The organism is Massilia orientalis (assembly GCF_030411975.2).
Lineage (GTDB): Bacteria > Pseudomonadota > Gammaproteobacteria > Burkholderiales > Burkholderiaceae_D > Telluria > Telluria orientalis.
On record NZ_JASNRB020000021.1, the window covers coordinates 45,095 to 66,982 of the forward strand.

General features: G+C 64.1%; 25 protein-coding genes and 2 tRNA genes. 8 read left to right on the forward strand and 19 right to left on the reverse strand.

Translation table 11 applies throughout. The annotated features are described in order from the left end of the window. Positions 1-2: 2 nt before the first annotated feature. Genes QPK29_RS26765 through QPK29_RS26775 form a run of 3 tightly spaced genes read right to left on the reverse strand, consistent with a single transcriptional unit; the run spans position 3 to position 2,852 of the window. A complete protein-coding gene (locus QPK29_RS26765) occupies positions 3-776 on the reverse strand; it encodes an MgtC/SapB family protein (RefSeq protein ID WP_371770482.1) in 774 nt (257 codons plus the stop codon). Continuing rightward, positions 773-1,033, reverse strand: a complete 261-nt coding sequence (locus tag QPK29_RS26770) for a hypothetical protein (RefSeq protein ID WP_056133901.1) — start codon at positions 1,031-1,033, stop codon at positions 773-775. The genes QPK29_RS26765 and QPK29_RS26770 overlap by 4 nt, the downstream gene beginning before the upstream one ends. A 1-nt stretch (position 1,034) precedes the next feature. After that, positions 1,035-2,852 carry an aminopeptidase P family protein gene (locus QPK29_RS26775; RefSeq protein WP_371770483.1) on the reverse strand — a complete coding sequence of 606 codons (1,818 nt, stop codon included), beginning with the start codon at positions 2,850-2,852 and terminating at the stop codon, positions 1,035-1,037. A 158-nt stretch (positions 2,853-3,010) separates the two neighbouring features. Between QPK29_RS26775 and QPK29_RS26780 the strand changes: the two genes are divergently transcribed. Next, the gene (locus QPK29_RS26780) at positions 3,011-3,592 is read left to right on the forward strand and encodes a hypoxanthine-guanine phosphoribosyltransferase (RefSeq protein WP_056133895.1); all 582 of its coding nucleotides are present in this window, start codon (positions 3,011-3,013) and stop codon (positions 3,590-3,592) included. A gap of 105 nt (positions 3,593-3,697) precedes the next feature. Here QPK29_RS26780 and QPK29_RS26785 read toward each other — a convergent pair whose 3' ends face one another. Next, complete coding sequence (locus tag QPK29_RS26785; RefSeq protein WP_371770484.1) at positions 3,698-4,660, reverse strand: NAD(P)H-dependent flavin oxidoreductase; 963 nt, start codon at positions 4,658-4,660, stop codon at positions 3,698-3,700. 93 nt (positions 4,661-4,753) lie between these two features. Next, positions 4,754-4,963 carry a DUF1289 domain-containing protein gene (locus QPK29_RS26790; protein ID WP_371770485.1) on the reverse strand — a complete coding sequence of 70 codons (210 nt, stop codon included), beginning with the start codon at positions 4,961-4,963 and terminating at the stop codon, positions 4,754-4,756. Between the two features lie 269 nt (positions 4,964-5,232). On the opposite strand from QPK29_RS26790, the gene QPK29_RS26795 reads away from it, so the two are divergent. Next, positions 5,233-6,351 (forward strand): extracellular catalytic domain type 1 short-chain-length polyhydroxyalkanoate depolymerase, encoded by a 1,119-nt coding sequence (locus tag QPK29_RS26795; RefSeq protein WP_371770486.1) that lies wholly within the window; start codon positions 5,233-5,235, stop codon positions 6,349-6,351. A 3-nt stretch (positions 6,352-6,354) separates the two neighbouring features. Here QPK29_RS26795 and QPK29_RS26800 read toward each other — a convergent pair whose 3' ends face one another. Next, positions 6,355-6,549: a cysteine-rich CWC family protein gene (locus QPK29_RS26800; protein WP_082577624.1), complete on the reverse strand. Its 195-nt coding sequence runs from the start codon at positions 6,547-6,549 to the stop codon at positions 6,355-6,357. Positions 6,550-6,685: 136 nt separating this feature from the next. Here QPK29_RS26800 and argB point away from each other — a divergent pair, with 136 nt between their 5' ends. The 3 genes from argB to QPK29_RS26815 all read left to right on the forward strand — a co-directional run bounded on the left by argB (position 6,686) and on the right by QPK29_RS26815 (position 7,959). After that, positions 6,686-7,615, forward strand: a complete 930-nt coding sequence (gene argB / locus QPK29_RS26805; protein ID WP_156403982.1) for an acetylglutamate kinase — start codon at positions 6,686-6,688, stop codon at positions 7,613-7,615. 37 nt (positions 7,616-7,652) lie between these two features. Next, positions 7,653-7,727, forward strand: a tRNA-Thr gene (locus tag QPK29_RS26810). 155 nt (positions 7,728-7,882) lie between these two features. Beyond that, positions 7,883-7,959 (forward strand) — tRNA-Asp (locus tag QPK29_RS26815). A 305-nt stretch (positions 7,960-8,264) separates the two neighbouring features. Here the strand turns inward: QPK29_RS26815 and QPK29_RS26820 are convergent. Beyond that, positions 8,265-9,149, reverse strand: a complete 885-nt coding sequence (locus QPK29_RS26820) for a TraB/GumN family protein (protein ID WP_371770487.1) — start codon at positions 9,147-9,149, stop codon at positions 8,265-8,267. A 126-nt stretch (positions 9,150-9,275) separates the two neighbouring features. Between QPK29_RS26820 and QPK29_RS26825 the strand changes: the two genes are divergently transcribed. Genes QPK29_RS26825 through QPK29_RS26835 form a run of 3 tightly spaced genes read left to right on the forward strand, consistent with a single transcriptional unit; the run spans position 9,276 to position 12,470 of the window. Further along, entirely contained in the window at positions 9,276-10,031 is a 756-nt protein-coding gene (locus QPK29_RS26825; protein WP_371770517.1) for an HAD-IA family hydrolase, read from the forward strand. Positions 10,032-10,035: 4 nt separating this feature from the next. Further along, entirely contained in the window at positions 10,036-10,614 is a 579-nt protein-coding gene (gene slmA, locus QPK29_RS26830) for a nucleoid occlusion factor SlmA (RefSeq protein WP_056133876.1), read from the forward strand. Between the two features lie 11 nt (positions 10,615-10,625). Next, positions 10,626-12,470, forward strand: coding sequence for a chorismate-binding protein (locus tag QPK29_RS26835; protein ID WP_371770488.1), 1,845 nt, complete (start codon positions 10,626-10,628; stop codon positions 12,468-12,470). A gap of 208 nt (positions 12,471-12,678) precedes the next feature. Here QPK29_RS26835 and QPK29_RS26840 read toward each other — a convergent pair whose 3' ends face one another. From QPK29_RS26840 to QPK29_RS26895, 12 genes are all read right to left on the reverse strand, one after another. After that, positions 12,679-13,275 carry a glutathione peroxidase gene (locus QPK29_RS26840; protein ID WP_371770489.1) on the reverse strand — a complete coding sequence of 199 codons (597 nt, stop codon included), beginning with the start codon at positions 13,273-13,275 and terminating at the stop codon, positions 12,679-12,681. Between the two features lie 74 nt (positions 13,276-13,349). After that, positions 13,350-14,186 (reverse strand): PPK2 family polyphosphate kinase, encoded by an 837-nt coding sequence (locus QPK29_RS26845; RefSeq protein ID WP_371764109.1) that lies wholly within the window; start codon positions 14,184-14,186, stop codon positions 13,350-13,352. Beyond that, positions 14,183-14,614, reverse strand: a complete 432-nt coding sequence (locus tag QPK29_RS26850; RefSeq protein ID WP_371770490.1) for a CoA-binding protein — start codon at positions 14,612-14,614, stop codon at positions 14,183-14,185. The genes QPK29_RS26845 and QPK29_RS26850 overlap by 4 nt, the downstream gene beginning before the upstream one ends. A 201-nt stretch (positions 14,615-14,815) precedes the next feature. Then, the gene (locus QPK29_RS26855; RefSeq protein WP_056133860.1) at positions 14,816-15,241 is read right to left on the reverse strand and encodes a F0F1 ATP synthase subunit epsilon; all 426 of its coding nucleotides are present in this window, start codon (positions 15,239-15,241) and stop codon (positions 14,816-14,818) included. A 25-nt stretch (positions 15,242-15,266) separates the two neighbouring features. Then, the gene (gene atpD / locus QPK29_RS26860) at positions 15,267-16,670 is read right to left on the reverse strand and encodes a F0F1 ATP synthase subunit beta (RefSeq protein ID WP_056133857.1); all 1,404 of its coding nucleotides are present in this window, start codon (positions 16,668-16,670) and stop codon (positions 15,267-15,269) included. 53 nt (positions 16,671-16,723) lie between these two features. After that, positions 16,724-17,605 (reverse strand): F0F1 ATP synthase subunit gamma, encoded by an 882-nt coding sequence (atpG, locus tag QPK29_RS26865; protein ID WP_056133854.1) that lies wholly within the window; start codon positions 17,603-17,605, stop codon positions 16,724-16,726. A 63-nt stretch (positions 17,606-17,668) separates the two neighbouring features. After that, positions 17,669-19,204, reverse strand: coding sequence for a F0F1 ATP synthase subunit alpha (atpA, locus tag QPK29_RS26870; protein WP_056133851.1), 1,536 nt, complete (start codon positions 19,202-19,204; stop codon positions 17,669-17,671). A gap of 67 nt (positions 19,205-19,271) precedes the next feature. Beyond that, positions 19,272-19,805, reverse strand: a complete 534-nt coding sequence (locus tag QPK29_RS26875) for a F0F1 ATP synthase subunit delta (protein WP_056133848.1) — start codon at positions 19,803-19,805, stop codon at positions 19,272-19,274. A gap of 2 nt (positions 19,806-19,807) precedes the next feature. Continuing rightward, positions 19,808-20,278: a F0F1 ATP synthase subunit B gene (locus tag QPK29_RS26880; RefSeq protein ID WP_056133845.1), complete on the reverse strand. Its 471-nt coding sequence runs from the start codon at positions 20,276-20,278 to the stop codon at positions 19,808-19,810. Between the two features lie 73 nt (positions 20,279-20,351). Next, positions 20,352-20,594: a F0F1 ATP synthase subunit C gene (gene atpE / locus QPK29_RS26885; RefSeq protein ID WP_056133842.1), complete on the reverse strand. Its 243-nt coding sequence runs from the start codon at positions 20,592-20,594 to the stop codon at positions 20,352-20,354. 87 nt (positions 20,595-20,681) lie between these two features. Then, positions 20,682-21,518 carry a F0F1 ATP synthase subunit A gene (gene atpB / locus QPK29_RS26890; protein ID WP_056133839.1) on the reverse strand — a complete coding sequence of 279 codons (837 nt, stop codon included), beginning with the start codon at positions 21,516-21,518 and terminating at the stop codon, positions 20,682-20,684. Next, positions 21,515-21,859 (reverse strand): ATP synthase subunit I, encoded by a 345-nt coding sequence (locus tag QPK29_RS26895; RefSeq protein WP_056133835.1) that lies wholly within the window; start codon positions 21,857-21,859, stop codon positions 21,515-21,517. The genes atpB and QPK29_RS26895 overlap by 4 nt, the downstream gene beginning before the upstream one ends. Positions 21,860-21,888 lie beyond the last annotated feature (29 nt).

A 21,888-nucleotide genomic window follows, 5' to 3' on the forward strand; every position in this document is an offset into this window, starting at 1 on the left:
TATCAATTGCGTGCGTGCGAGAGCTGGAAGCCATCCACGCCTTCGAACGTGCACAGCTCGCTGGCCAGCAGCGACAGCGGCGCGCCCGGCTTGCCGGCCAATTCCAGCGCGACGAAATGCCACTCCTGGCAGCCCTTCTCGCTAGAGATCGTGAGCGAGCCGCCGGCGATCTCGTAGCCGCGCTCCAGCGCCGCGCGGCGCAATGTCTCTTCCTGCGGATAGACGCCGGGCTTGAAGTGCAGCGTGACGGCCACCGCATGGCGCGACGGCAGCAGGCCCACGGCCTTGTTCAGGTAGATCATGATCATCGCGGAGAAGAACGCGAGACCCATCGCGGCCATGTAGAACCCGAGGCCCACGAGGATGCCGATCACGGACGACGACCAGATCGACGCCGCCGTCGTCAGCCCGCTGATGTTGAAGCCCGAGCGCATGATGACGCCGGCGCCGAGGAAGCCGATGCCCGTCACGACGCCCTGGATCACGCGCGTCGGATCCACCAGCGCCACGGACGAACCGTGCCCGCCGAACCAGTGGCTCGGATACCCCGCGACGATCGTCAGCGCGCACGACGCCATGCACACGAGGCCATACGTGCGCATGCCGGCCGCGCGGCCGTGGTACGAACGCTCGTAGCCGACCATGAGGCCCAGCAGCAGCGCGCCCGCCAGGTTCAGGAGGATCAGCGCGTTCGTGGCCAGTTCGGCCTGCGACCAGTACGCGCCGACCAACTCGGGCAGGCTCAGGGCCAGGTCGTTCGATGCGGGAGCCGTCAAGGCTTTTTCCTGACCAGCTGTTTTTCGAATTCGACGTCGTGCTTGCTGACGCGCTTGACCTCCTGCGGACCGAGGCCGTTGACGAACGCCACGAACTCGTCGAGCTCGAGCGGCGCGCACAGCGGCGGCGCGCCCGGTTTTTCGGACAGGAAGAACAGGCCGTCGCCGGTGCGCGCCATCGAATACGACGTCACGCCGGTGCGCCGCTTGAGCCGGTCGACGGCGGCACTGGCGCGGGTGGAACGTGCTCCTGCCATGTCAGATCTCCTTGGTACGCAGTTCGAGCCAGTCGCGCGCGGCGCCGGTCACGTGCGGCAGCAGGCGCGCGCGCACGCTGCGGTGGTAGTCGTTGAGCCACGCGACCTCGTCGCCGCGCATCAGCGACAGGTCGATGCAGCGCGTGTCGATGGGGCACAGGGTCAACGTTTCGAAGCCGAGGAATTCCCCGAAGCCCTCGTCAGCGACGCTGCGCGTGAGCACGAGGTTCTCGATGCGGATGCCCCACTGGCCGGGGCGGTAGATGCCCGGTTCGTTCGACGTGATCATGCCCGGTTCCATGGCCGTATGCGGCTCCGGCGGCGCCGACGGCGAGATCACCTGCGGCCCCTCGTGCACGTTGAGGAAGTAGCCGACGCCGTGGCCGGTGCCGTGGCCGTAATCGATGCCCGCGGCCCAGATCGGGGCGCGCGCCAGCGCATCCAGCATCGGCCCTTTCGTCCCGCGCGGGAAGCGCGCGACGGACAGCGCGATCATCCCTTTCAGCACGAGCGTGAAGTCGCGCTTTTGCGCGCTGGAGGGCGTGCCGACGGGGACGACGCGCGTGATGTCCGTCGTGCCGCCCAGGTACTGGCCGCCGGAGTCGATCAGCAGCAGGCCGTCGCCCTCGATCACGGCGCAGTTTTCTTCGGACGCACGGTAGTGCATGATCGCGCCGTTCGCATTGAAGCCGGCGATGGTGCCGAAGCTGGGGCTGACGAAGTGCGGACGGCGCGCGCGGGCCGCCGTGATCCGGTCGTCGATGTGGACTTCGTTCAGCGGCGTGCGGGTCGTATCGGCCAGCGTCTGCTCGAGCCATGCGAAAAATTCGCACAGGGCGGCGCCGTCCTGTTCCATCGTGTCGCGCACGTGGTCCATCTCGGTATCGAGCTTGCGCGATTTCGCCAGGGTCGTCGGGTTGATGGCTTCCACCACGCGCACGTGCGCCGGCACGGCGGCGCGCATGCCGGCCGTGATGCGGCGCGAGTCGACCAGCAGCGTGCTGTCGGGCGGCAGCGCCGCCAGCGCCTGCTGCGCCCCCTCGTACGGCGCCACGCGCACGCCATCCTGTTCCAGGCGCGCGCGCAGGCTCGCATCGATCTTGCCGTCGGCGACGAACAACGTGGCACCCATCGCTTCCACGAGCGCGTGCGCGAGGAACACGGGATTGAAGCTGACGTCGGCGCCGCGCAGGTTGAACAGGTAGGCGATGTCGTCGAGCGTGGAGATGAAGTGACGTTCGGCGCCCAGCTTCGCCATCGCGTTGCGCGTCGCATGCAGCTTATCGGCGCGATCGAGCACGGCGAAGGGCGCCACATGTTCGTAGACCGGCTCGGGCGGCAGGCCAGGGCGGTCATCCCAGATCTCGTCCAGCAGGTCGAGGTCCGTGCGCAATTGAATGCCGCGGGCGGCCAGCGCATCGCCCAGCAGGCGCGCGACGGCGAGGCCCAGCACGCGCGCATCCACGGCGACCGTCCGGCCTGCGTCGAGGGTGTCGGCCAGCCAGTCGATGTGCAGCAGGCTCGCGCCGGACGGGATCTTCATCAGCCGGACGTCCGTGCCGGCCAGTTCGTTCTCGGCCTGCGTGTAGTAGCGGCCGTCCGTCCACACGCCGGCGAAGTCCTGCGTGGCGATGAACGTGCCGACGGACCCGGTGAACCCGGACAGCCATTCGCGGCCCTTCCAACGGCCGGGCAGGTATTCGGACAGGTGCGGATCGGCGGACGGTACGATGAAAGCATCGACCTGGTGGCGCGCCATCGCGGCGCGCAGCTTCTCGAGGCGCTCGGCGCGCACGCGGGTGGAGTCAGGTGCTGGCATGGTGGCTCGGTTGTCGCGATGTGGTTATCAAGCCGGTATGATACGCCCTCTGAAGCATACCGCCGAGCCGCGCCGCCGGAAATCGCGCGCAAGCGCAAACTGACGGATAATCGCACACCCAGGGATCAATCCGATCCTGCAACCGACCCTGAAATATCATGCAAGACTTTCACTACACCCGCGCCCGCGCCCTGCTGGCCAATGCCGAGGAAATCGTCAGCGCGGACACCGTCCAGGCGGCCGTACGCAACGTCGCCGAGGTGCTGAACCAGCGTTTCGACAATGACGACACGGGGGAATTTCCCCTGGTGCTGGGTGTCATGGGCGGCGCGGTGGTGTTCACCGGCAACCTGCTCCCGCAACTCACGTTCCCGCTCGAATTCGACTACATCCACGTCACCCGTTACGGCGACCTGGACCGTGGTGGCGAAGTCGTGTGGAAAGTCATCCCGCGCCAGGACGTCACGGGCCGCACGATCATCATCGTCGACGACATCCTCGACGAAGGCGAGACGCTGGCCCACGTGAAGCAGCGCCTGCTGGACATGGGCGCGGCCGAGGTGATCCTGGCCGTGTTTGCGGACAAGGAACTCGGTAAAGTGAAACCGGTGCAGGCGGACATCGTCGGCCTGACGGTGCCGAACCAGTTCGTCGTCGGCTTCGGCATGGATGCGCACGGGTATTGGCGCAATTTGCCGGGGTTGTGGGTGATCCGGGACGCGGACAAGGTGCTGGGCTAAGCACCAACATATCCTCACCAACGTCATCCCCGCGCAGGCGGGGATCCATATTGAGCGTCCAGGATCGACTCAGCATGGGTTCCCGCTTTCGCGGGAACGACGATGTCACCAGGCCTTCAGGCCCAGCCTTTCCCTTGCCGCCTGATACTGCTGCGTCAGGCGCTCCACCATCTCGGCGACAGTCGGCACGTCATCCATCAGCCCGACGCCCTGCCCCGCGCCCCAGATATCGCGCCACGCCTTGGCGCTGCCGGAACCGAAACTCATCTTGCTCTTGTCCGACACCGGCAGGTTGTCCGGATCGAGCCCGGCCGCCACGATCGATTTTTTCAGGTAGTTGCCGTGCACGCCCGTGAACAGATTCGTGTAGACGACGTCGGCCGCCGTCGATTCCACGATCGCGCTGCGGTAGGCGTCGGTGACGTTCGCTTCGCGCGTGGCCAGCCAGCGCGAGCCGATGTAGGCGACGTCGGCGCCCATCGCCTGCGCGGCGAGGATGGCGTCGCCCGTGGCGATGGAACCCGACAACGCGATCGGGCCGTCGAAGAATTTGCGCACCTCGCCGACCAGCGCGAACGGCGACAGCGCGCCCGCATGGCCGCCGGCGCCGGCCGCGACGAGGATCAGGCCGTCGACGCCCGCCTCCAGCGCCTTTTCGGCGTGGCGGATCGAGACCACGTCGTGCATGACGATGCCGCCATAGGCGTGTACGGCGTCCAGCATCTCTTTCGGCGGCGCGCGCAGCGACGAGATAATGATCGGCACCTGGTGCTTCACGCACACGGCTACGTCGTGTTCCAGGCGGTCGTTCGACTGGTGCACGATCTGGTTGACGGCGATCGGGCCCACCTTCCTGTCCGGGTGCAGTTCCTGGTAATCCGCCAGCTCGCGCTGGAGGTCCGTCAGCCACGTGTCGAGCAGTTCGGCGGGACGCGCGTTCAGCGCCGGAAAGGATCCGACGATGCCCGCCTTGCACTGCGCGGCCACCAGCGCGGGACCGCTGGCGATGAACATCGGCGACGCGATGACGGGGAGGGACAGGTTTTGCAGGACGGGAGGCAGCGCCATGGGTTTCTCGCGATAGTTGATCGGACCCGACGATTATGGATTAGAAAAGCACGACCGTGCTAGATCCCGGGCTCTAAATTTGCAGCGCCGGCATCAATCGAATGGAATCTGTTCTTCGCGCCGGCGGATCTCCGCCCACACGGCGCGCTTGGTGTCGTCGTCGGCGCGGCTCCACGCGACGATCTCGTCGATGGTGCGCAGGCAGCCCTCGCACAAGCCCGTCACCGGCGACATCTTGCACACATTGATGCATGGGGACGGCACGGGCGTCTGTAGTTCCGGCGGAAGACGTGTCTCGTTCATGCCGCGGCCTGTGAAAATTTCGGTATTGTGTCGCGCCACTTGGAGCGCTGACTGGTCAGGGATATAGGACACATGGTGCGCAGATTAACCTACCGGGACGAATCGCGCTTGACCGACGAGCCCACCCGCGTAGACTGGGACTCTTCCGTTGCGCGTTGCGCTTACCCCATCTGTAAGGTTCGCGCAAGCTTTGCCATCAAGACTGAACCCTCGATCGATGCCTCAGCCACGCGCCGGCGCATTGCCGACACACCCCACAAGGAGTGCCGATGTCCCTGAATCACAAGTTCCTGGCGCAAATGCGCGCTGCGACCCGATCTCTGATGCGCCGCGGCCCGTCCGTTGCCCGCACCGTCATCCGGGAATCCGTCAAGAATGCCACCGCCGTGCAGACCGCGGCGGTCAAAAGCGTGGAATCCGTCACGCCGCCGGCCTCGAATTATCCGACCTACGACGCCTTTTCCGACATGCTGGCCGACCTGTCGCGCCTGGGCCAGAGCGCCAACCCGTTCAATGTGCCGCCGCTGTCGACGGGCGCGGCCGCGATCGGCCTGCCCGGCCATTTCATCGACGCCAGTTATACGAACGACGCGGGCACCCGCGACTACAAGCTGTATATCCCGAGCACGTATGCCGGACAGCCGGCGCCGCTGCTCGTGATGCTGCACGGCTGCTCGCAGCATCCCGACGACTTCGCGCTCGGCACGGGCATGAACGCGCTGGCCGAGGAATACGGCTGCCTCGTCGCCTATCCGGCCCAGTCGCAGCAGGCCAACGCGACGCGCTGCTGGAACTGGTTCAGCGCCGCGGACCAGCAGCGCGGCCAGGGCGAGCCGGCTATCATCGCCGGCCTCACGCAGGACATCATGGCGCGCTACGTGATCGATCCGAAACACGTCTACGTCGCGGGCCTGTCCGCGGGGGGCGCGATGGCCGCCATCATGGGCACGCTGTATCCGGACCTGTACGCGGCCGTCGGTGTCCACTCCGGCCTGCCGTTCGCGGCGGCGCACGACCTGCCATCGGCGATGGCCGCGATGAAAGGCGATTTCCGCACCGGCCACAAGCCGGGTAAATCGTTGCCGATCATCGTGTTCCACGGCGACCGCGACACGACCGTGCATCCGGCCAACGGCCACGAACTGATCAACCAGCGCCGGCGCCATCCGTCGGAAGACGTCGTCGTCGAACCCGGCAACGTGCCGGATGGCCACGCCTTTACGCGCACCGTGCACCGCCGGCCCGACGGCAGCATCCACGCGGAACACTGGGAGATCCACGGTTCCGGCCACGCCTGGTCGGGCGGCGATACGCGCGGCAGCTATACGGATGGCAAAGGCCCGAACGCGAGCCGCGAAATGATGCGGTTCTTCCGGACGGCGCGCTGACGCTTACGTGCCCGGCGCCTTGTCAGTCTGTTGCGCGATATGCTGTTCGAGGCAGGCTGGACACCAGCATCCGGCCGCTGTGCCGGGCACCGGCAGCGGGACCACGGGCGGCAGCTTCGTGCACCAGCACGGTGCGCCATCGGTACCATCCGCCATCGCGCAACCGAATTCGGCGCCGCATTGTGAACAAGTGCTCATGCAAAGGTGACATCGTGTATCCAGATGTAATGCACCTTAACGGCCGGTGCCGGAAAATACAACATAGAACTTCTATAATGGCCACTGCGGTAGGCTATTGCCTGTAAAATCTCGCAAATTCTTTTCCGGACCCCCAATGAACGCAACGCTGACCAATCTGACGGGCGCCGACCAGAACAACGACCTGACTGCGGTCTCGCCGCAGATCAAGGCGCAGATCCTGGCCGAAGCGCTCCCCTACATCCGTAATTTCCACGGCAAGACCATCGTCATCAAATACGGCGGCAACGCGATGACCGACGAGCGCCTGAAACACGGCTTCGCGCGCGACGTCATCCTGCTGAAGCTGGTCGGCATGAACCCGGTCGTGGTGCACGGCGGCGGTCCGCAGATCGACAACGCCCTGAAGAAAATCGGCAAGCAGGGCACCTTCGTGCAAGGCATGCGCATCACCGACGAAGAAACCATGGAAGTGGTGGAGTGGGTGCTGGGCGGCGAAGTCCAGCAGGACATCGTCATGCTGATCAACCACTACGGCGGCCAGGCCGTGGGCCTGACCGGCAAGGACGGCGGCCTGATCCGCGCACGCCGGATGGCCATGCCGGACAAGGAGAAGCCGGGCGAGTTCCTCGACATCGGTTTTGTCGGCGAAATCGAAGCGATCAATCCGGCCGTCGTGAAAGCGCTGCAGGACGACGCCTTCATCCCGATCATCTCGCCGATCGGTTTCGGCCAGGACGGCCAGGCCTACAACATCAACGCCGACGTCGTCGCCGGCAAGATCGCGGAAATCCTGAAAGCCGAAAAGCTGATCATGATGACCAATATCGCGGGCGTGCAGGACAAGAGCGGCAACCTGGTGACCGACCTGTCGGCACGCGAGATCGACGAGATGTTCGCGGACGGCACGATTTCCGGCGGCATGCTGCCGAAAATCTCGTCGGCGCTGGACGCCGCGAAGTCGGGCGTGAACACCGTGCACATCATCGATGGCCGCATCGAGCACTCTTTGTTGCTGGAAGTCTTGACCGAACAGGCTTTTGGCACTATGATCCGCTCGCACTGAATTTCTGTGGCGTCTTAATGGCGCCACAAAAATCACTGCCCTTGTAGCTCAGTGGTAGAGCACTCCCTTGGTAAGGGAGAGGCCACGTGTTCAATCCACGTCAAGGGCACCAGGATTTGTCCAGATTCCCGCCTGTTTTGGTATCCCCGATGCCTGACGTAACGGATAAGACAAGCATCTTGTCCACGCTGCGCGTTTGCGCGGCAGGAATGCAGGACACTCGCGGCGCGATGACAAGCGTCAGGATGCGAGAGCGCAGTAAAAGCTGGAGCGGTAGTTCAGTTGGTTAGAATACCGGCCTGTCACGCCGGGGGTCGCGGGTTCGAGCCCCGTCCGCTCCGCCAGAATTAAGAAAAAGGGTCCGATTCGTCGGACCCTTTTTCGTTCTATCATAGTGCCTCCCCTGCGGGAGGCACGGTTTGGGGCTCGAAGGGTTTCGCTTGCAAGCGAAACCGCGGCCCGCGGAACGTGGGCGAGCCCCGTCCGCTCCGCCAGAATTAAGAAAAAGGGTCCGATTCGTCGGACCCTTTTTCGTTTCGCATCCGTCGTTCCCGCGAAAGCGGGAACCCATGCTGAGCCTCTTTAGCAGCTTCAATATGGATTCCCGCGTGCGCGGAAAGTCATTTCCGGCAATGCTGGAAATGACGGCTCAGTAGATCCGTTCAATCGTCACCCCGCTCCGCTCAAGCAACGCCGGCACGCTCCCGGTCCCCAGCAAATGCAGCACGCCGATCGCGGCCACGGTCCGGTCTTCGTCACGCAGCAACTGCAGCAGGCGCTCGGCCAGGCCGACGTTTCTCTCCTTCAGCAGCACCTGGGTCACGAAGCGGCCGGACACGCTCCGGTCCATCTCGCACCGCGCCGCCATCCGGTCGAGCGCCTGCCGGTCCGCCGTACGCCACGCCCGCACGACTTCCCGGGCCTCCGTGCGCTGGGCGCCGGATTCGATCGTGTCCATCATCTCTTCCAGAAATCGCCAGCGGTCCGGCGTCGGCAGGCGGTCCAGCAGCGCCAATTGGCCGCCCAATGATTCCAGCGCCAGCACCCGGACACGGTGCCGGCGCGCCTGGCGGGCCAGCCACGCATCGCTCGACAGGTCGGACCGGTACCCCTGGCGAGTGTATTCGGCCAGTGCCAGCATCGTCGCCAGCAGCACCGGTTTGAAGCTCAACATCGATGATGCGTCGAGGCCCCCCTGCTGCAACAGCCTGTCGAGACGCTGCTTCTGCTCGGGCGGCAGGCTGTCGTAGGCGGGATTGCCGGGCGCGAGCATGCCGTACGTGCGCAGCGCGTCCTGCAGGTCGGCACGCGGCTGGTCGGGATCGATCTCGAGCGCCAGCGTCGACGCCTCGGCCAGCGCGCCCGTGAGGCGGTCTTCAAGTGGATAGAAGTCCGGCAGGCCGACGTGCAAGGTGCCGAACAGATGCATCACGTGACCGTCCAGCGTGAGCCGGAACAGCGCACCGCGGTCGGTCGCATGGGCGAGCGGCGTGGCCAGCAGGCATACCAGAATCAGGTGGAAGAAGCGGCGCATACGCATCCTCGCGGAAGTCATCCTCGACCCATTCTGGATCGGCCCGACAGCCGGGCATGCGATCTGGATCAGAGGAAGAACCGCGCTGCGTCATGCCGATATAATCTGGATTCCCTTGTCCGTTCCATTCCCACTGTGCCCAAGCTCCCCTCGCCTGTCTGGCTGTTCGACCTCGACAACACGCTGCACGATGCATCGCACGCGATCTTTCCGGCGATCAGCGCCAACATGAACACATACATCGCGCGCGTGCTCGGCGATGGCGTCACGCCCGCGAGCCAGGAAGCCGTCGACGCGGCCCGCATCGGCTACTGGAAACGCTACGGCGCGACGCTGCTGGGCATGATCCGCCACCACCGCGTCGACGCGGCCGACTTCCTGCGCCAGACGCACGACATCGGCGCCCTGCACGAGCTGGTGCGCTACGAGCGCGGTCTGGAGCGCCTGCTGCGCCGCCTGCCGGGACGCAAGATCCTGCTGACGAACGCGCCGACCGCGTATTCGACGGGTGTCGTGCGCCACATCGGCCTGCAGCGCCAGTTCGCCCACCACGTCTCGATCGAGGACATGCGCGTGCACGGCCAGCTGCATCCCAAGCCGTCGAAGCTGATGCTGCGCCGCCTGCTGCGGCGCCACGGCGTGTCGGCGCGGCGCTGCATCCTCGTCGAGGACACGCTCATCAACCTCAAGCGCGCCAAGCAGCTCGGCCTGCGCACGGCCTGGGTCACGCAATACCTGCGCTACAGCGATCCGATCGGCAAAGCCCCCCTGCCGAAGATGGTCAAACGCCCCGGTTACGTCGATGTCAAAGTAAAATCCGTTCTTCGGCTGCCCGCGCACCTGCGCCGGCTCGCACCTCGACACATCACGGAGAACCTCTAACAACATGGCAAGCACCAAGCCGGGCCAACGCAAGCAGCAGATCCTCCAGGCCCTGGCGGCCATGCTCGAACACCCGAAGGGCGAGAAGATCACGACGGCGGCGCTGGCCGCCCGGCTGACGGTGTCGGAAGCGGCCCTGTATCGCCATTTCGCCAGCAAGGCGCAGATGTTCGAGGGGCTGATCGAATTCATCGAGGGCACCGTGTTCACCCTGTTCAACCAGGTCGCCGAACGCGAGGACAACGGCGTCGCGCAGGCGCATGCGATGCTGCAGATCCTGCTGTCGTTCTCCGCCAACAATCCGGGCATGACGCGCGTGCTGATCGGCGATGCCCTCGTCGGCGAGGACGACCGCCTGGTCCTGCGCATGAACCAGTTCTACGACAAGGTCGAGCTGGCGTTCAAGCAGGCGCTGCGCGTGGCCAGCACGCAGGGCCACGGCCGCGAGGAAGACGTGGCCGCGCGCGCCGGAATGCTCGTCGCGTACGTGACGGGACGCTGGCACCGCTACGCCAAGAGCGGTTTCAAGCAGCACCCTGTCGAGAACAGCCCGCTGCAGCTGGCCCTCCTCCTCGCCGCCTGATATCGATCGCCATGGACGCTACCGTGTTCGCCCTGCTCGACGACGCGAGTCCCGAAGGCCATGCGCAGGCGCGCTCGCGCCTGTACGAGGGCTATGCGGGCGTGCTGGCATGCCAGCACGTGGAAGACTGGCCGCGCCTGCTGGACGGCGTGCAGGACGCCCTCGCGCGCGGCCTGCACGCCGTGCCGGTGCTCACCTATGAACTGGGCGAGCAGTTGCTCGGCATCGCAGCACCGCGCGAGCTGCACGCGCCGCTGGCCCAGGTGCTGCTGTTCGAACGCCACACGATGCTGGACGCGGCCCAGGTCGACACCTGGCTCGCCGCGGACGAAGCCAGTGGCCCGGCCGGCATCGGCGCCGTGCGCGCCAACGTCGACGAGGCCACGTTCGCGCGGGCCATCGACCGCATCCGCGACTACATCGCGGCCGGCGACACGTACCAGGTCAACTACACGTACCGTCTCCGCTTCGACGCCTTCGGCGCCATCAAACAGCTGTACGCGCGCCTGCGCGCACGCCAGCCGGTGCCCTACGGCGCGCTCGTCTCCCTGCCGGATGGCCGCGCGGTGCTGTCGCTGTCGCCGGAACTGTTCGTGCGCCATGACGCGGGCCGCCTGCTGGCGCGTCCGATGAAGGGCACGGCGCCCGCGGACCTGCACGACGATGTCGTGAACGCCGTGCGCGCGCAGCAGCTTGCCGCGGATCCGAAGAACCGCGCCGAGAACCTCATGATCGTCGACCTGCTGCGCAACGACCTGGGACGCATCGCGCGCACCGGCAGCGTGGGCGTGCCGGCGCTGTTCGAGGTGAAGCGCTACAGCAGCGTGCTGCAGATGACGTCCACCGTGCAGGCCCAGCTCGCGCCCGGCACCACGTTGCAGGACATCTTCGCCGCCTTGTATCCCTGCGGTTCGATCACGGGCGCGCCCAAGCGCCGCACGATGGAAATCATCCGCGAACTGGAACCGGCCGCGCGCGGCATCTACACGGGCGCGGTCGGCTGGATCGATCCGCTGGCGGGCAGCGGGTTCGGGACGCTGCAGCATGCGCGCTTCGGCGATTTCTGTTTATCCGTCCCGATCCGCACGCTGACCCTGCTGCCGGAACAGAATGGCGTGCGGCACGGCGAACTGGGTGTCGGTGCGGGCATCGTGTACGACAGCGACGCGGGCGCCGAGTTTGCCGAATGCCGGCTCAAGGCCGGCTTCCTCACGGGCCTGGCGAACGACTTCGAGATCTTCGAGACCATCCACGCCACGCGCGCGGACGGGGGCCGTCACCTGGAACGCCACCTTGCGCGCCTGGGTGCATCGGCCGCGTATTTCGGCCATCCGTTCAAGCCGGACCTGGCGTGTGCAGCCGTGGTGGAAGCGTGTGCCGCGCTGCCGGACGACGCCCCGCACCGCGTGCGGCTCGCGCTGCGTCCCGACGGCGAGCTCGTCGTGCAGACGGGCGCGCTGGCGCCGCTGCAGGAACCGGTCGCCGTGCTGTTGGCGGACTCTCCCACGCGCGCGCACGACGTCTTCCTGCGCCATAAAACGAGCATCCGCAACCGCTACGACGCCGCCTGGCGCGCGGCGGAAAGCGCGGGCGCCTTCGATACCCTGTTCTTCAACGAGCGCGGCGAGTTGACGGAGGGCGGCCGCAGCAATGTGTTCGTGAAAATCGGCGGTCGCTGGTACACGCCGCCGCTGTCGTCCGGCGTGCTGCCCGGCGTGATGCGCGGCGTGCTGCTGGACGATCCGGCCTGGGGTGCGATCGAATGCCCGCTCACGCGCGAGAGCCTCGCGCGTGCGCAGGAGATCGTCGTCTGCAACGCGCTGCGCGGACCGCTGCGCGCCGTGCTGCGCAAGTAAAAAGGGCCAGCACGAGGCCGGCCAAAACCGGCCAGTTACGGCCGGCACGCTTTTGGAGGAAGCGGGGATTCGGTGCTGCGGGCGTTCAGGCGGGGAGGTGCATCGTGGGACTCTTCTTCATTTGGATTCGATGAAGACAGTCTATTGAGCCACCTCAACAAAATCGTTGATGTGCATCAAAATGCCCACGATGGGATGATTGGCGGACTCAGCCTTTGAGTGCCTGCTCGATCTTGCCGACGAGGGCAGGATCTTCCGGCGTCACCTTGCTCGGGAAGTAGTCGATGACTTTGCCGTTGCGGTCGATCAGGTATTTGTTGAAGTTCCACTTGGGCTGGTTGCCGGTCGCCTTGATCAGCTCCGAATACAACGGATTGGCTTTATCGCCGGAGACGACGGTGCTCGTGAACATCGGGAACTTCACGCCGTACGTGTTGTAGCAAAGGTCGGCGATCTTCTTCGCGTCGGCGTCTTCCTGCTTGAAATCGTTCGACGGGAAGCCCAGCACGACGAGGCCGCGCGGCGCGTACTTCGCGTACAGCTTTTCCAGGCCCTCGTACTGCTTGGTGAAGCCGCAGTAGCTGGCCGTGTTCACCACCAGCACGACCTTGCCGCTGTACTGGCACAGGTCCTGCGGCGCTTCATCCTGCAGGCGGTTGAAGGTGTGCTTCAGCACGGCGGGGCAGCTGGCCGGATGGGCCGCAGGCTGGGCGGCCGGGGTCTGCGCCAGCGCGGGTGCCGCCGTCAGCGTGGAGAAGGTCGCGGCGGCGCCGAGGGAAAGCAGCAAAGCGGTGGACTTGAGCATGGTCGGAAATCGCACGGGTTGGTGGATCTTCATTCTATGCCAATCGACGCGGACCGGCAGGCTCACCCGTCGACTCAGTTGTCTATCCTTACCTTCGACATGTCCGCCTTCGGCTGAGGCCATTCGAGCTTCATGCCCTGCATCGTTTCCAGCATCAGGTGCGCGATGATCAGGTTGCGGTGCGTCTTCGAATCGGCCGGCACGATGTACCACGGCGCGTGGTCGCAGTCCGTCGCGTTGATCGCATCGGCGTAGGCGCCCTGGTAGACGTCCCATTTCTCGCGCGCGGTGAGGTCGGCCGGGTCGAACTTCCAATGCTTCTCCGGGTCGTCCAGGCGCGCCTGCAGGCGCTCGCGCTGCTCGTCCTTCGAGATGTGCAGGAAGACCTTCATGACCGTCGTCCCCGTCTCCGCCAGCATGCGTTCGAAGTCGCGGATGTGGGCGTAGCGGCGCTCGAGGTCCTTCCCGTCCAGCGTGCCGAGAATGCGCGGCACGAGCACGTCCTCGTAATGGCTGCGGTTGAAGATGCCGATTTCTCCCTTGGCCGGCACGCGCGCGTGCACGCGCCAGAGGAAATCGTGGGCCTTTTCCTTCTCGGTCGGGGCCACGTAGCCGGTGGCGTGCAGGCCCATCGGATTGATCTGCGAGAACAGCGCGCGCACGGTGCCATCCTTGCCGGAGGTATCCATGCCCTGCAGGATCAGCAGCAACTTCCGGTCGCGCGCGGCGTACAGCTTTTCCTGCAGCTTGGCCACTTCGGCCGTCAGCTCGGCAGTAAGCGCTCGCTCGCGCTCCTTGAGTTCGCCATTCTTGAGCTTGCCCTTCTTGTCGTCGCGCAGCGGGGTGGCGCCGGCATCCTTGTCGCGCAGTTCCAGGTTTTTCGGCGCGCGGAAGCGTTCCAGCATGCTCATGCGGCCTGTTCTCCCAGCTTGCGGTATTCGATCAGCATGCAGTGGTTCATGACCACGTCCAGGCCGGCGGCACGGGCCAGGTCGGCGGCGACCTGGTTCTCGATGCCGAGCTGCATCCACAAGCAGCTGGCGCGCACGTCGATGGCGTCCTTGGCGATCGGCGGAATCTCTTCCGACTTGCGGAAGCAATCGACGATGTCGATGCGCGTGCCGGACGACGCCAGCGCGTCGGCCGCCTCCTGCAAGGTGCCGTAGACGGTCTCGCCGAGGATTTCCTGGCCGGCGTAGGCTGGGTTGACGGGGATGATGCGGTAGCCCTGCTCCTGCAGGTAGCTGGCGACTTCCAGGCTGGCGCGTTCGGGCTTGTTCGAGAGCCCGACGACGGCCACGGTCCGGGCGGCGCGGAGGATTTGTTCGATGGTTCGCATGCTAAGCCTGAGTTTGTCTTGTCGTTGACACTAGCTTATCAGGTTTGCATCATCAGACGGCGCCGCTTACACCGGGGTCAGAGCCCGATTTTTGGCAACAGCCTGGGAGCAATTTCCCAAAACCGGGCTCTGACCCCGGTTTTGGGAAATAAAAAAGGCAGCCGGGGCTGCCTTTTTTTTGAGCGCTCAAAAGACGAGCGATCAGCGTCCTTTATGACGCAGCTTGGCGATGGCCGCCAGCTGGGCGATCGCCGCCGCCAGTTCGGCTTGCGCCTTGGCGTAGTCAATCACCGAGTCCTTGTTGACCATCAGCTCTTCGGCCTTGCGCTTGGCTTCCTGGGCTTTCGCTTCGTCCAGGTCGGCGCCGCGGATCGCGGTGTCGGCGAGGACGGTCACGCCTTTCGGCTGGACTTCCAGGATGCCGCCGGCAACGAACACGAACTCTTCGTCGCTGCGGCCCGCCACCTTGATGCGTACGGCACCCGGGCGGATGCGCGTGATCAAGGGGGTGTGCATCGGGTAGATACCCAGCTCACCCGCTTCACCCGGCAACGCGACGAATTCCGCTTCGCCCGAAAAGATCTGCTCTTCGGCCGAGACGACGTCAACGTGAATGGTATTTGCCATAAGTGTCCTTTGAAGAGGCTAGCTCTTAAGCAGCCAGCTTCTTGGCCTTTTCGATCGCTTCTTCGATGGTGCCGACCATGTAGAACGCCTGCTCCGGCAGGTGGTCCAGCTCGCCCGATGCGATCATCTTGAAGCCCTTGATCGTGTCTTTCAGCGAGACGTACTTGCCCGGTGCGCCCGTGAACACTTCGGCGACGTGGAACGGCTGCGACAGGAAACGCTGCATTTTACGTGCACGTGCGACGACCAGCTTGTCTTCCGGTGCCAGTTCGTCCATGCCCAGAATCGCGATGATGTCACGCAGTTCCTTGTAGCGCTGCAGGGTGCCCTGCACGGCGCGCGCGGTCGCGTAGTGCTCTTCGCCGACGACCAGCGGGTCCAGCTGGCGCGAGGTCGAGTCCAGCGGGTCCACTGCCGGGTAGATACCCAGCGAGGCGATGTCACGCGACAGAACGACGGTCGAGTCCAGGTGGGCGAAGGTCGTTGCAGGCGACGGGTCGGTCAAGTCATCCGCAGGGACGTACACGGCCTGGATCGACGTGATCGAACCGGTCTTGGTCGACGTGATGCGCTCTTGCAGACGGCCCATTTCTTCGGCCAGCGTCGGCTGGTAGCCCACGGCGGACGGCATACGGCCCAGCAGTGCCGACACTTCGGTACCGGCCAGCGTGTAACGGTAGATGTTGTCGACGAAGAACAGAACGTCCTTGCCTTCGTCACGGAACGCTTCCGCCATCGTCAGGCCGGTCAGCGCGACGCGCAGGCGGTTGCCCGGCGGCTCGTTCATCTGGCCGTAGACCATCGCGACCTTCGAGTTGCCCAGGTTGTCCAGATCGACGACCTTCGCATCGGCCATTTCGTGGTAGAAGTCGTTACCTTCACGGGTACGCTCACCCACGCCGGCGAACACGGACAGACCCGAGTGCGCCTTGGCGATGTTGTTGATCAGTTCCATCATGTTCACGGTCTTGCCGACGCCGGCGCCGCCGAACAGGCCGACCTTACCGCCTTTGGCGAACGGGCAGACCAGGTCGATCACCTTGATGCCGGTTTCCAGCAGGTCTTGCGACGGCGACAGCTCGTCGTAGGCCGGGGCGGTGCGGTGGATCGACGCGGTGCGTTCCTGGCTGACCGGACCGCGCTCGTCGATCGGGTTGCCCAGCACGTCCATGATGCGGCCCAGCGTGGCCGGACCCACCGGAACCATGATCGGGTTGCCGGTGTTCTGGATGGTCATGCCGCGACGCAGGCCTTCCGAGCTGCCCAGCGCGATGGTGCGGACGATGCCGTCGCCCAGCTGCTGCTGCACTTCCAGCGTCAGTTCGGAGCCTTCCATTTTCAGTGCGTCATACACCTTCGGCATGGCGTCGCGCGGGAATTCCACGTCAACCACCGCGCCGATACACTGAACGATTTTGCCATCAGCCATTTTCGTTCCTTCAGATATAGTTTTAATGTCGTTTCGTGAGGTCGCTACGTCGCTCAGCTGCTGATCGCAGCTGCGCCCGACACGATCTCGGAGAGTTCTTTGGTAATCGCCGCCTGGCGGGTCTTGTTGTAGACCAGCTTCAGCTCGCCGATGACGTTACCCGCGTTGTCGGTCGCGGCCTTCATTGCCACCATGCGCGCCGATTGCTCGGACGCCAGGTTCTCGGCCACCGCCTGGTAGATCAGCGCTTCCACGTAACGGACCAGCAGCTCGTCGATCACGACTTGCGCGTCCGGCTCGTAGATGTAGTCCCACGAGTGGGCGCCGCTGTCCGCTTCCAGGTGACCGGCCGGCAGCGGGAGCAGCTGCTCGATGACCGGTTCCTGGCGCATGGTGTTGATGAACTTGGTGTAGCACAGGTACACCGCGTCCAGCTGACCATCCTGGTAAGCGTCGAGCATGACCTTGATCGGGCCGATCAGCTTTTCCAGGTGCGGGGTGTCGCCGATCTGGGTGACGCTCGACACGACCTTCACGCCGACACGGTTCAGGAAACCCAGACCTTTATTGCCGATTGCAACGGCTTCAATGCGTTTGCCCGCGCTTTCCAGCTCGCGGGACTTCTGCGTCACCTGGCGCAGCACGTTGGTGTTCATGCCGCCGCACAGACCCTTGTCGGTCGTGACGACGATGAAGCCGACGGCTTTCGCCTCGACGTCCTTGGCTTGCGCCATGAACGCGTGGGTGTACTCCGGGTTCGCAGTGGCGAGGTTGGCCGTGATGTTACGGACCTTCTCGCTGTAGGGACGGGCGGCGCGCATCCGGTCCTGCGCCTTGCGCATCTTGGACGCGGCGACCATTTCCATCGCCTTGGTGATCTTCTTCGTATTTTCTACGCTCTTGATCTTGCCTCGTATCTCTTTGCCTGCTGCCATGAGCCCTTACTCCTTAAGTGGACGGGGTCCAACCCCGTCCCGAGATCCATCAATAAGCCGGTCTTAGAACGACTTCTTGAAATCGGCGACGGCGGCGGCCAGCGCTGCTTCGCTGTCCTTGTCCAGTGCCTTGGTCTCTTCGATCTTCGACAGCAGCGCGCCGTGGCTCGACTTCAGGAAGCCGTGCAGGCCCGCTTCGAAGTCCAGCACGCGCTTGACGTCGATGCTGTCGAAGTAGCCCTTGTTGACGGCGAACAGCGAAGCGGCCATCAGCGAGATCGGCAGCGGCGAGTACTGCTTCTGCTTCAGCAGTTCGGTCACGCGCGCGCCGCGGTCCAGCTGCTTGCGGGTCGACTCGTCCAGGTCCGATGCGAACTGCGCGAACGCGGCCAGTTCACGGTACTGTGCCAGGTCGGTACGGATACCGCCGGACAGGCCCTTGATGATCTTGGTCTGGGCTGCGCCACCGACGCGCGACACCGAGATACCCGCGTTGATCGCCGGACGGATACCGGCGTTGAACAGCGAGGTTTCCAGGAAGATCTGACCGTCGGTAATCGAGATCACGTTGGTCGGCACGAATGCCGAGACGTCGCCCGCTTGCGTTTCGATGATCGGCAGTGCGGTCAGCGAACCGGTCTTGCCGGTGACGGCGCCGTTGGTGAACTTCTCGACGTAGTCGGCGTTCACGCGTGCGGCACGCTCCAGCAGACGGCTGTGCAGGTAGAACACGTCGCCAGGATATGCTTCGCGGCCCGGCGGGCGGCGCAGCAGCAGCGAAATTTGACGGTATGCAACGGCCTGCTTCGACAGGTCATCGTACACGATCAGCGCGTCTTCGCCGCGGTCGCGGAAGTATTCGCCCATCGCGCAGCCCGAGTAGGCCGAGATGTATTGCATTGCAGCCGATTCGGACGCCGAAGCGGCGACGACGATCGTGTATTCCATCGCGCCGTGCTCTTCCAGCGAGCGCACGATGTTCTTGATGGTCGATGCCTTCTGGCCGATTGCGACGTACACGCAGGTGACGCCCTGGCCCTTCTGGTTGATGATCGCGTCGACAGCGACAGCCGATTTACCGGTCTGGCGGTCGCCGATGATCAGCTCGCGCTGGCCACGGCCGATCGGCACCATCGCGTCGATCGACTTGATACCGGTCTGCAGCGGCTGCGACACGGATTCGCGGGCGATCACGCCCGGGGCGATCTTTTCGATCGGCGAGGTCAGCTTGGCATCGATCGGACCCTTGCCGTCGATCGGCTGGCCCAGTGCGTTGACGACGCGGCCACGCAGTTCCGGACCGACCGGCACTTCCAGGATGCGGCCCGTGGTCTTGACGGTGTCGCCTTCCGAGATGTTCTCGTAGGCACCCAGGATCACGGCGCCGACCGAGTCGCGCTCGAGGTTCATGGCGAGGCCGAAGGTGTTGCCCGGGAATTCCAGCATCTCGCCCTGCATCACGTCCGACAGACCATGGATGCGGCAGATACCGTCGGCGACGGAGATCACCGTGCCTTGGTTACGAACATCAGCCTGACCTTCGAGGCCCTGGATGCGGCTCTTGATCAGTTCGCTGATTTCAGACGAATTAAGTTGCATGAGTGCTAACTCCTAATAGTTTCTTGATGCGTAGGGCAAGTCCTGGACGCGGAGATGGTGCGACTTCTCAGGCGACCAGCGCGTTGTGCATCTGCTGCAGCTTCGCGCGGACCGAGGTATCGAGCACTTCATCGCCGACGACCACGCGCACGCCACCGATCAGCGACGGATCGACCACGACCGTGGGGTTCAGCTTGCGGCCAAATTTCTTTTCCAGCGTGGCAACCAGCTGGGTGAGCTGGTCGGCCGAAAGTTCAAACGCGCTGTGAATCGTCGCGTCGGCGGCGCCTTCCTGTGCATTCTTGAGCACAGCAAACTGGGCACCGATTTCCGGCAGCAGGGCAACGCGGCCGTTCTCGGCCAGCATCACGATAAAGTTCTTCGCTTCAGCATTCAGCGGCGACTTGACCAGGGACGCAATCGTATCGGCCAGCTGTGCTTGCTTGACGTTCGGATTGGCAGCAAATGCCTGCACATCCGGATTGGCACCGATCTGCGCCAGTTCCGCGACGGTGGCCGACCAGGCGGCCAGGTCGCCCTGCTGGGCGACGCGGAACAGTGCTTCGGCGTAAGGGCGGGCGACGGTTGCGAGTTCAGCCATGATCAGAGCTCGGTCGACAGGCGGTTCAGCAGGTCGGCGTGGGCCGCTGCATTGACTTCGCGCTTCAGGATCTGCTCGGCACCGGCGACGGCAAGGGTGGCCACCTGGCCACGCAGTTCTTCGCGCGCGCGGGTGATCTGCTGTTCCGCGTCGGCCTTGGCACCTTCGATGATGCGTGCGGCTTCGACGGATGCCTGCTGCTTGGCTTCTTCGATGATCGCTGCGGCGCGCTTTTCGGCGTCGGCGATACGCTTGGTGCTTTCGTCACGCGTTGCAGCCAGTTCGGCGGCGATGCGCTTTTCTGCGGCGGCCATTTCAGCCTTGCCACGGTCGGCGGCTGCCAGACCATTCGCGATCCTCTCGGCGCGCTCGTCGAGCGCTTTCATCAGCGGCGGCCACACGAATTTCATCGTGAAAACAACCAGGATGAAGAAGACCACGAACTGGGCAAACAAAGTTGCATTCAAGTTCACGGTGTATTCCTTCTCACAAAAACGGATGCCGAACCTGGGGGGTTCGGCTGTTCAGAACCGAATAATGATTCGATTAGGCGTGGAACGGATTTGCGAAAGCGAACAGCATGGCGATACCGACGCCGATCAGGAATGCCGCGTCGATCAGGCCAGCCAGCAGGAACATCTTGGTCTGCAGGGTGTTCATCAGTTCAGGCTGACGTGCCGAAGCTTCCAGGTATTTGCCGCCCATCAGAGCGATACCGATACAGGCACCGATTGCACCCAGGCCGATGATCAGACCGCAAGCCAGCGCAACGTAAGAATAGTCAGTCATTAGATTTACTCCAAAAGTATGTTAAAAAATTAAAAATTTACAACTTCTTTACTACCACTATCTTGTTCGTTCTTGCGATCGCGTCTGTCAGTGGCTCTCGTGGGCCTGACCGATGTAGACCAGCGTCAGCATCATGAAAATGAATGCCTGCAGGACAACGATCAGGATGTGGAAGATCGCCCAGACCGAACCTGCAATCACGTGACCGACGAAGCCGAACGCGGTTGCCATGGAGCCCAACAGGGCGATCAACAGGAACAACAGCTCGCCGGCATACATGTTGCCGAACAGTCGCATCGCGAGCGACACGGTACGGGCTGCATATTCGATGATGTTCAACAGCAGGTTGAACGGAGCCATGTAGATGCCGAACGGTGCAGCGAACAGCTCATGCACCCAGCCACCGACGCCTTTGACTTTCAGGTTGTAGTACAGGACCACGGCCAGCACGCCCAGCGCGATGCCCATGGTGCCGTTCAGGTCGGCGGTCGGGACGACGCGGTGGGTCGGGAACAGGTGCTCGACGCCGAGGACGCGGAACAGGGTCGAGAACAGGTCGACCGGGAGGAAGTCCAGCGAGTTCATCAGGGCAACCCAGACGAACACGGTCAGGGCCAGCGGTGCGATGAAGCTGCGGTCACCGTGGATGATGGATTTCGACTGGTCTTCGACCATCTCGACGATCATTTCGACGAAGGCCTGGAAGCGGCCCGGCACACCCGCGGTCGCGTTGCGCGCGGCCAGCCACATGATCAGGCAGCCGACCACGCCGGCAAAGATCGACCAGAAAATGGTATCGATATTCCAGACGTGGAAATCGACGACGAAGCTCTGGTGACCTGCGGTCAGGTGGTGGAGGTGGTGCTGGATATATTCACTTGCGGTTGGCGCATGCTCCGCCGCGGTTTCTACCGTGTTCGTCATTGTTTATGCCCAAATAATAAAATGATGTAACTTTTTAGCGCCACGATGAACCCGCCCAGCAGGGCCAGCCAGTTCAGGCCGTGGTACAGCCGCGCCGTTGCGTACAGCAGCGCGAGCGTTAAAGCAATCTTTACAAATTCCCAGATGAAAAATGTGGCAGGGTTTGGACCGCCCATTTTTTGTGAACTGGCGAACAGGCGAAACGCCATGATGCCATTGGGCACGACACAACACATCCCGCCAAGTACCGCCGAAAACATCGCAGCCCACCCCCCAAGCAGTCCGGCGATCACGCCGGCCACAAGTGTTGCCAGGATTTGCAGGGAGACCAAGCGCAGCATTTTTCTGTTCTTTTCGCGCCAGCCGTAGT

Coding starts and splice junctions, on each gene's coding strand:
- argB (WP_156403982.1), top strand. CDS start 6,686: ATGAACGCAACGCTGACCAATCTGACGGGCGCCGACCAGAACAACGAC.
- QPK29_RS26855 (WP_056133860.1), bottom strand. CDS start 15,241: ATGGCAAATACCATTCACGTTGACGTCGTCTCGGCCGAAGAGCAGATC.
- QPK29_RS26840 (WP_371770489.1), bottom strand. CDS start 13,275: ATGCTCAAGTCCACCGCTTTGCTGCTTTCCCTCGGCGCCGCCGCGACC.
- QPK29_RS26820 (WP_371770487.1), bottom strand. CDS start 9,149: ATGCGCCGCTTCTTCCACCTGATTCTGGTATGCCTGCTGGCCACGCCG.
- QPK29_RS26895 (WP_056133835.1), bottom strand. CDS start 21,859: ATGCTGCGCTTGGTCTCCCTGCAAATCCTGGCAACACTTGTGGCCGGC.
- slmA (WP_056133876.1), top strand. CDS start 10,036: ATGGCAAGCACCAAGCCGGGCCAACGCAAGCAGCAGATCCTCCAGGCC.
- QPK29_RS26770 (WP_056133901.1), bottom strand. CDS start 1,033: ATGGCAGGAGCACGTTCCACCCGCGCCAGTGCCGCCGTCGACCGGCTC.
- atpD (WP_056133857.1), bottom strand. CDS start 16,670: ATGGCTGATGGCAAAATCGTTCAGTGTATCGGCGCGGTGGTTGACGTG.
- QPK29_RS26780 (WP_056133895.1), top strand. CDS start 3,011: ATGCAAGACTTTCACTACACCCGCGCCCGCGCCCTGCTGGCCAATGCC.
- atpA (WP_056133851.1), bottom strand. CDS start 19,204: ATGCAACTTAATTCGTCTGAAATCAGCGAACTGATCAAGAGCCGCATC.
- atpG (WP_056133854.1), bottom strand. CDS start 17,605: ATGGCAGCAGGCAAAGAGATACGAGGCAAGATCAAGAGCGTAGAAAAT.
- QPK29_RS26850 (WP_371770490.1), bottom strand. CDS start 14,614: ATGCGAACCATCGAACAAATCCTCCGCGCCGCCCGGACCGTGGCCGTC.
- QPK29_RS26875 (WP_056133848.1), bottom strand. CDS start 19,805: ATGGCTGAACTCGCAACCGTCGCCCGCCCTTACGCCGAAGCACTGTTC.
- QPK29_RS26835 (WP_371770488.1), top strand. CDS start 10,626: ATGGACGCTACCGTGTTCGCCCTGCTCGACGACGCGAGTCCCGAAGGC.
- QPK29_RS26795 (WP_371770486.1), top strand. CDS start 5,233: ATGTCCCTGAATCACAAGTTCCTGGCGCAAATGCGCGCTGCGACCCGA.
- QPK29_RS26785 (WP_371770484.1), bottom strand. CDS start 4,660: ATGGCGCTGCCTCCCGTCCTGCAAAACCTGTCCCTCCCCGTCATCGCG.
- QPK29_RS26790 (WP_371770485.1), bottom strand. CDS start 4,963: ATGAACGAGACACGTCTTCCGCCGGAACTACAGACGCCCGTGCCGTCC.
- QPK29_RS26775 (WP_371770483.1), bottom strand. CDS start 2,852: ATGCCAGCACCTGACTCCACCCGCGTGCGCGCCGAGCGCCTCGAGAAG.
- QPK29_RS26800 (WP_082577624.1), bottom strand. CDS start 6,549: ATGAGCACTTGTTCACAATGCGGCGCCGAATTCGGTTGCGCGATGGCG.
- atpE (WP_056133842.1), bottom strand. CDS start 20,594: ATGACTGACTATTCTTACGTTGCGCTGGCTTGCGGTCTGATCATCGGC.
- atpB (WP_056133839.1), bottom strand. CDS start 21,518: ATGACGAACACGGTAGAAACCGCGGCGGAGCATGCGCCAACCGCAAGT.
- QPK29_RS26845 (WP_371764109.1), bottom strand. CDS start 14,186: ATGAGCATGCTGGAACGCTTCCGCGCGCCGAAAAACCTGGAACTGCGC.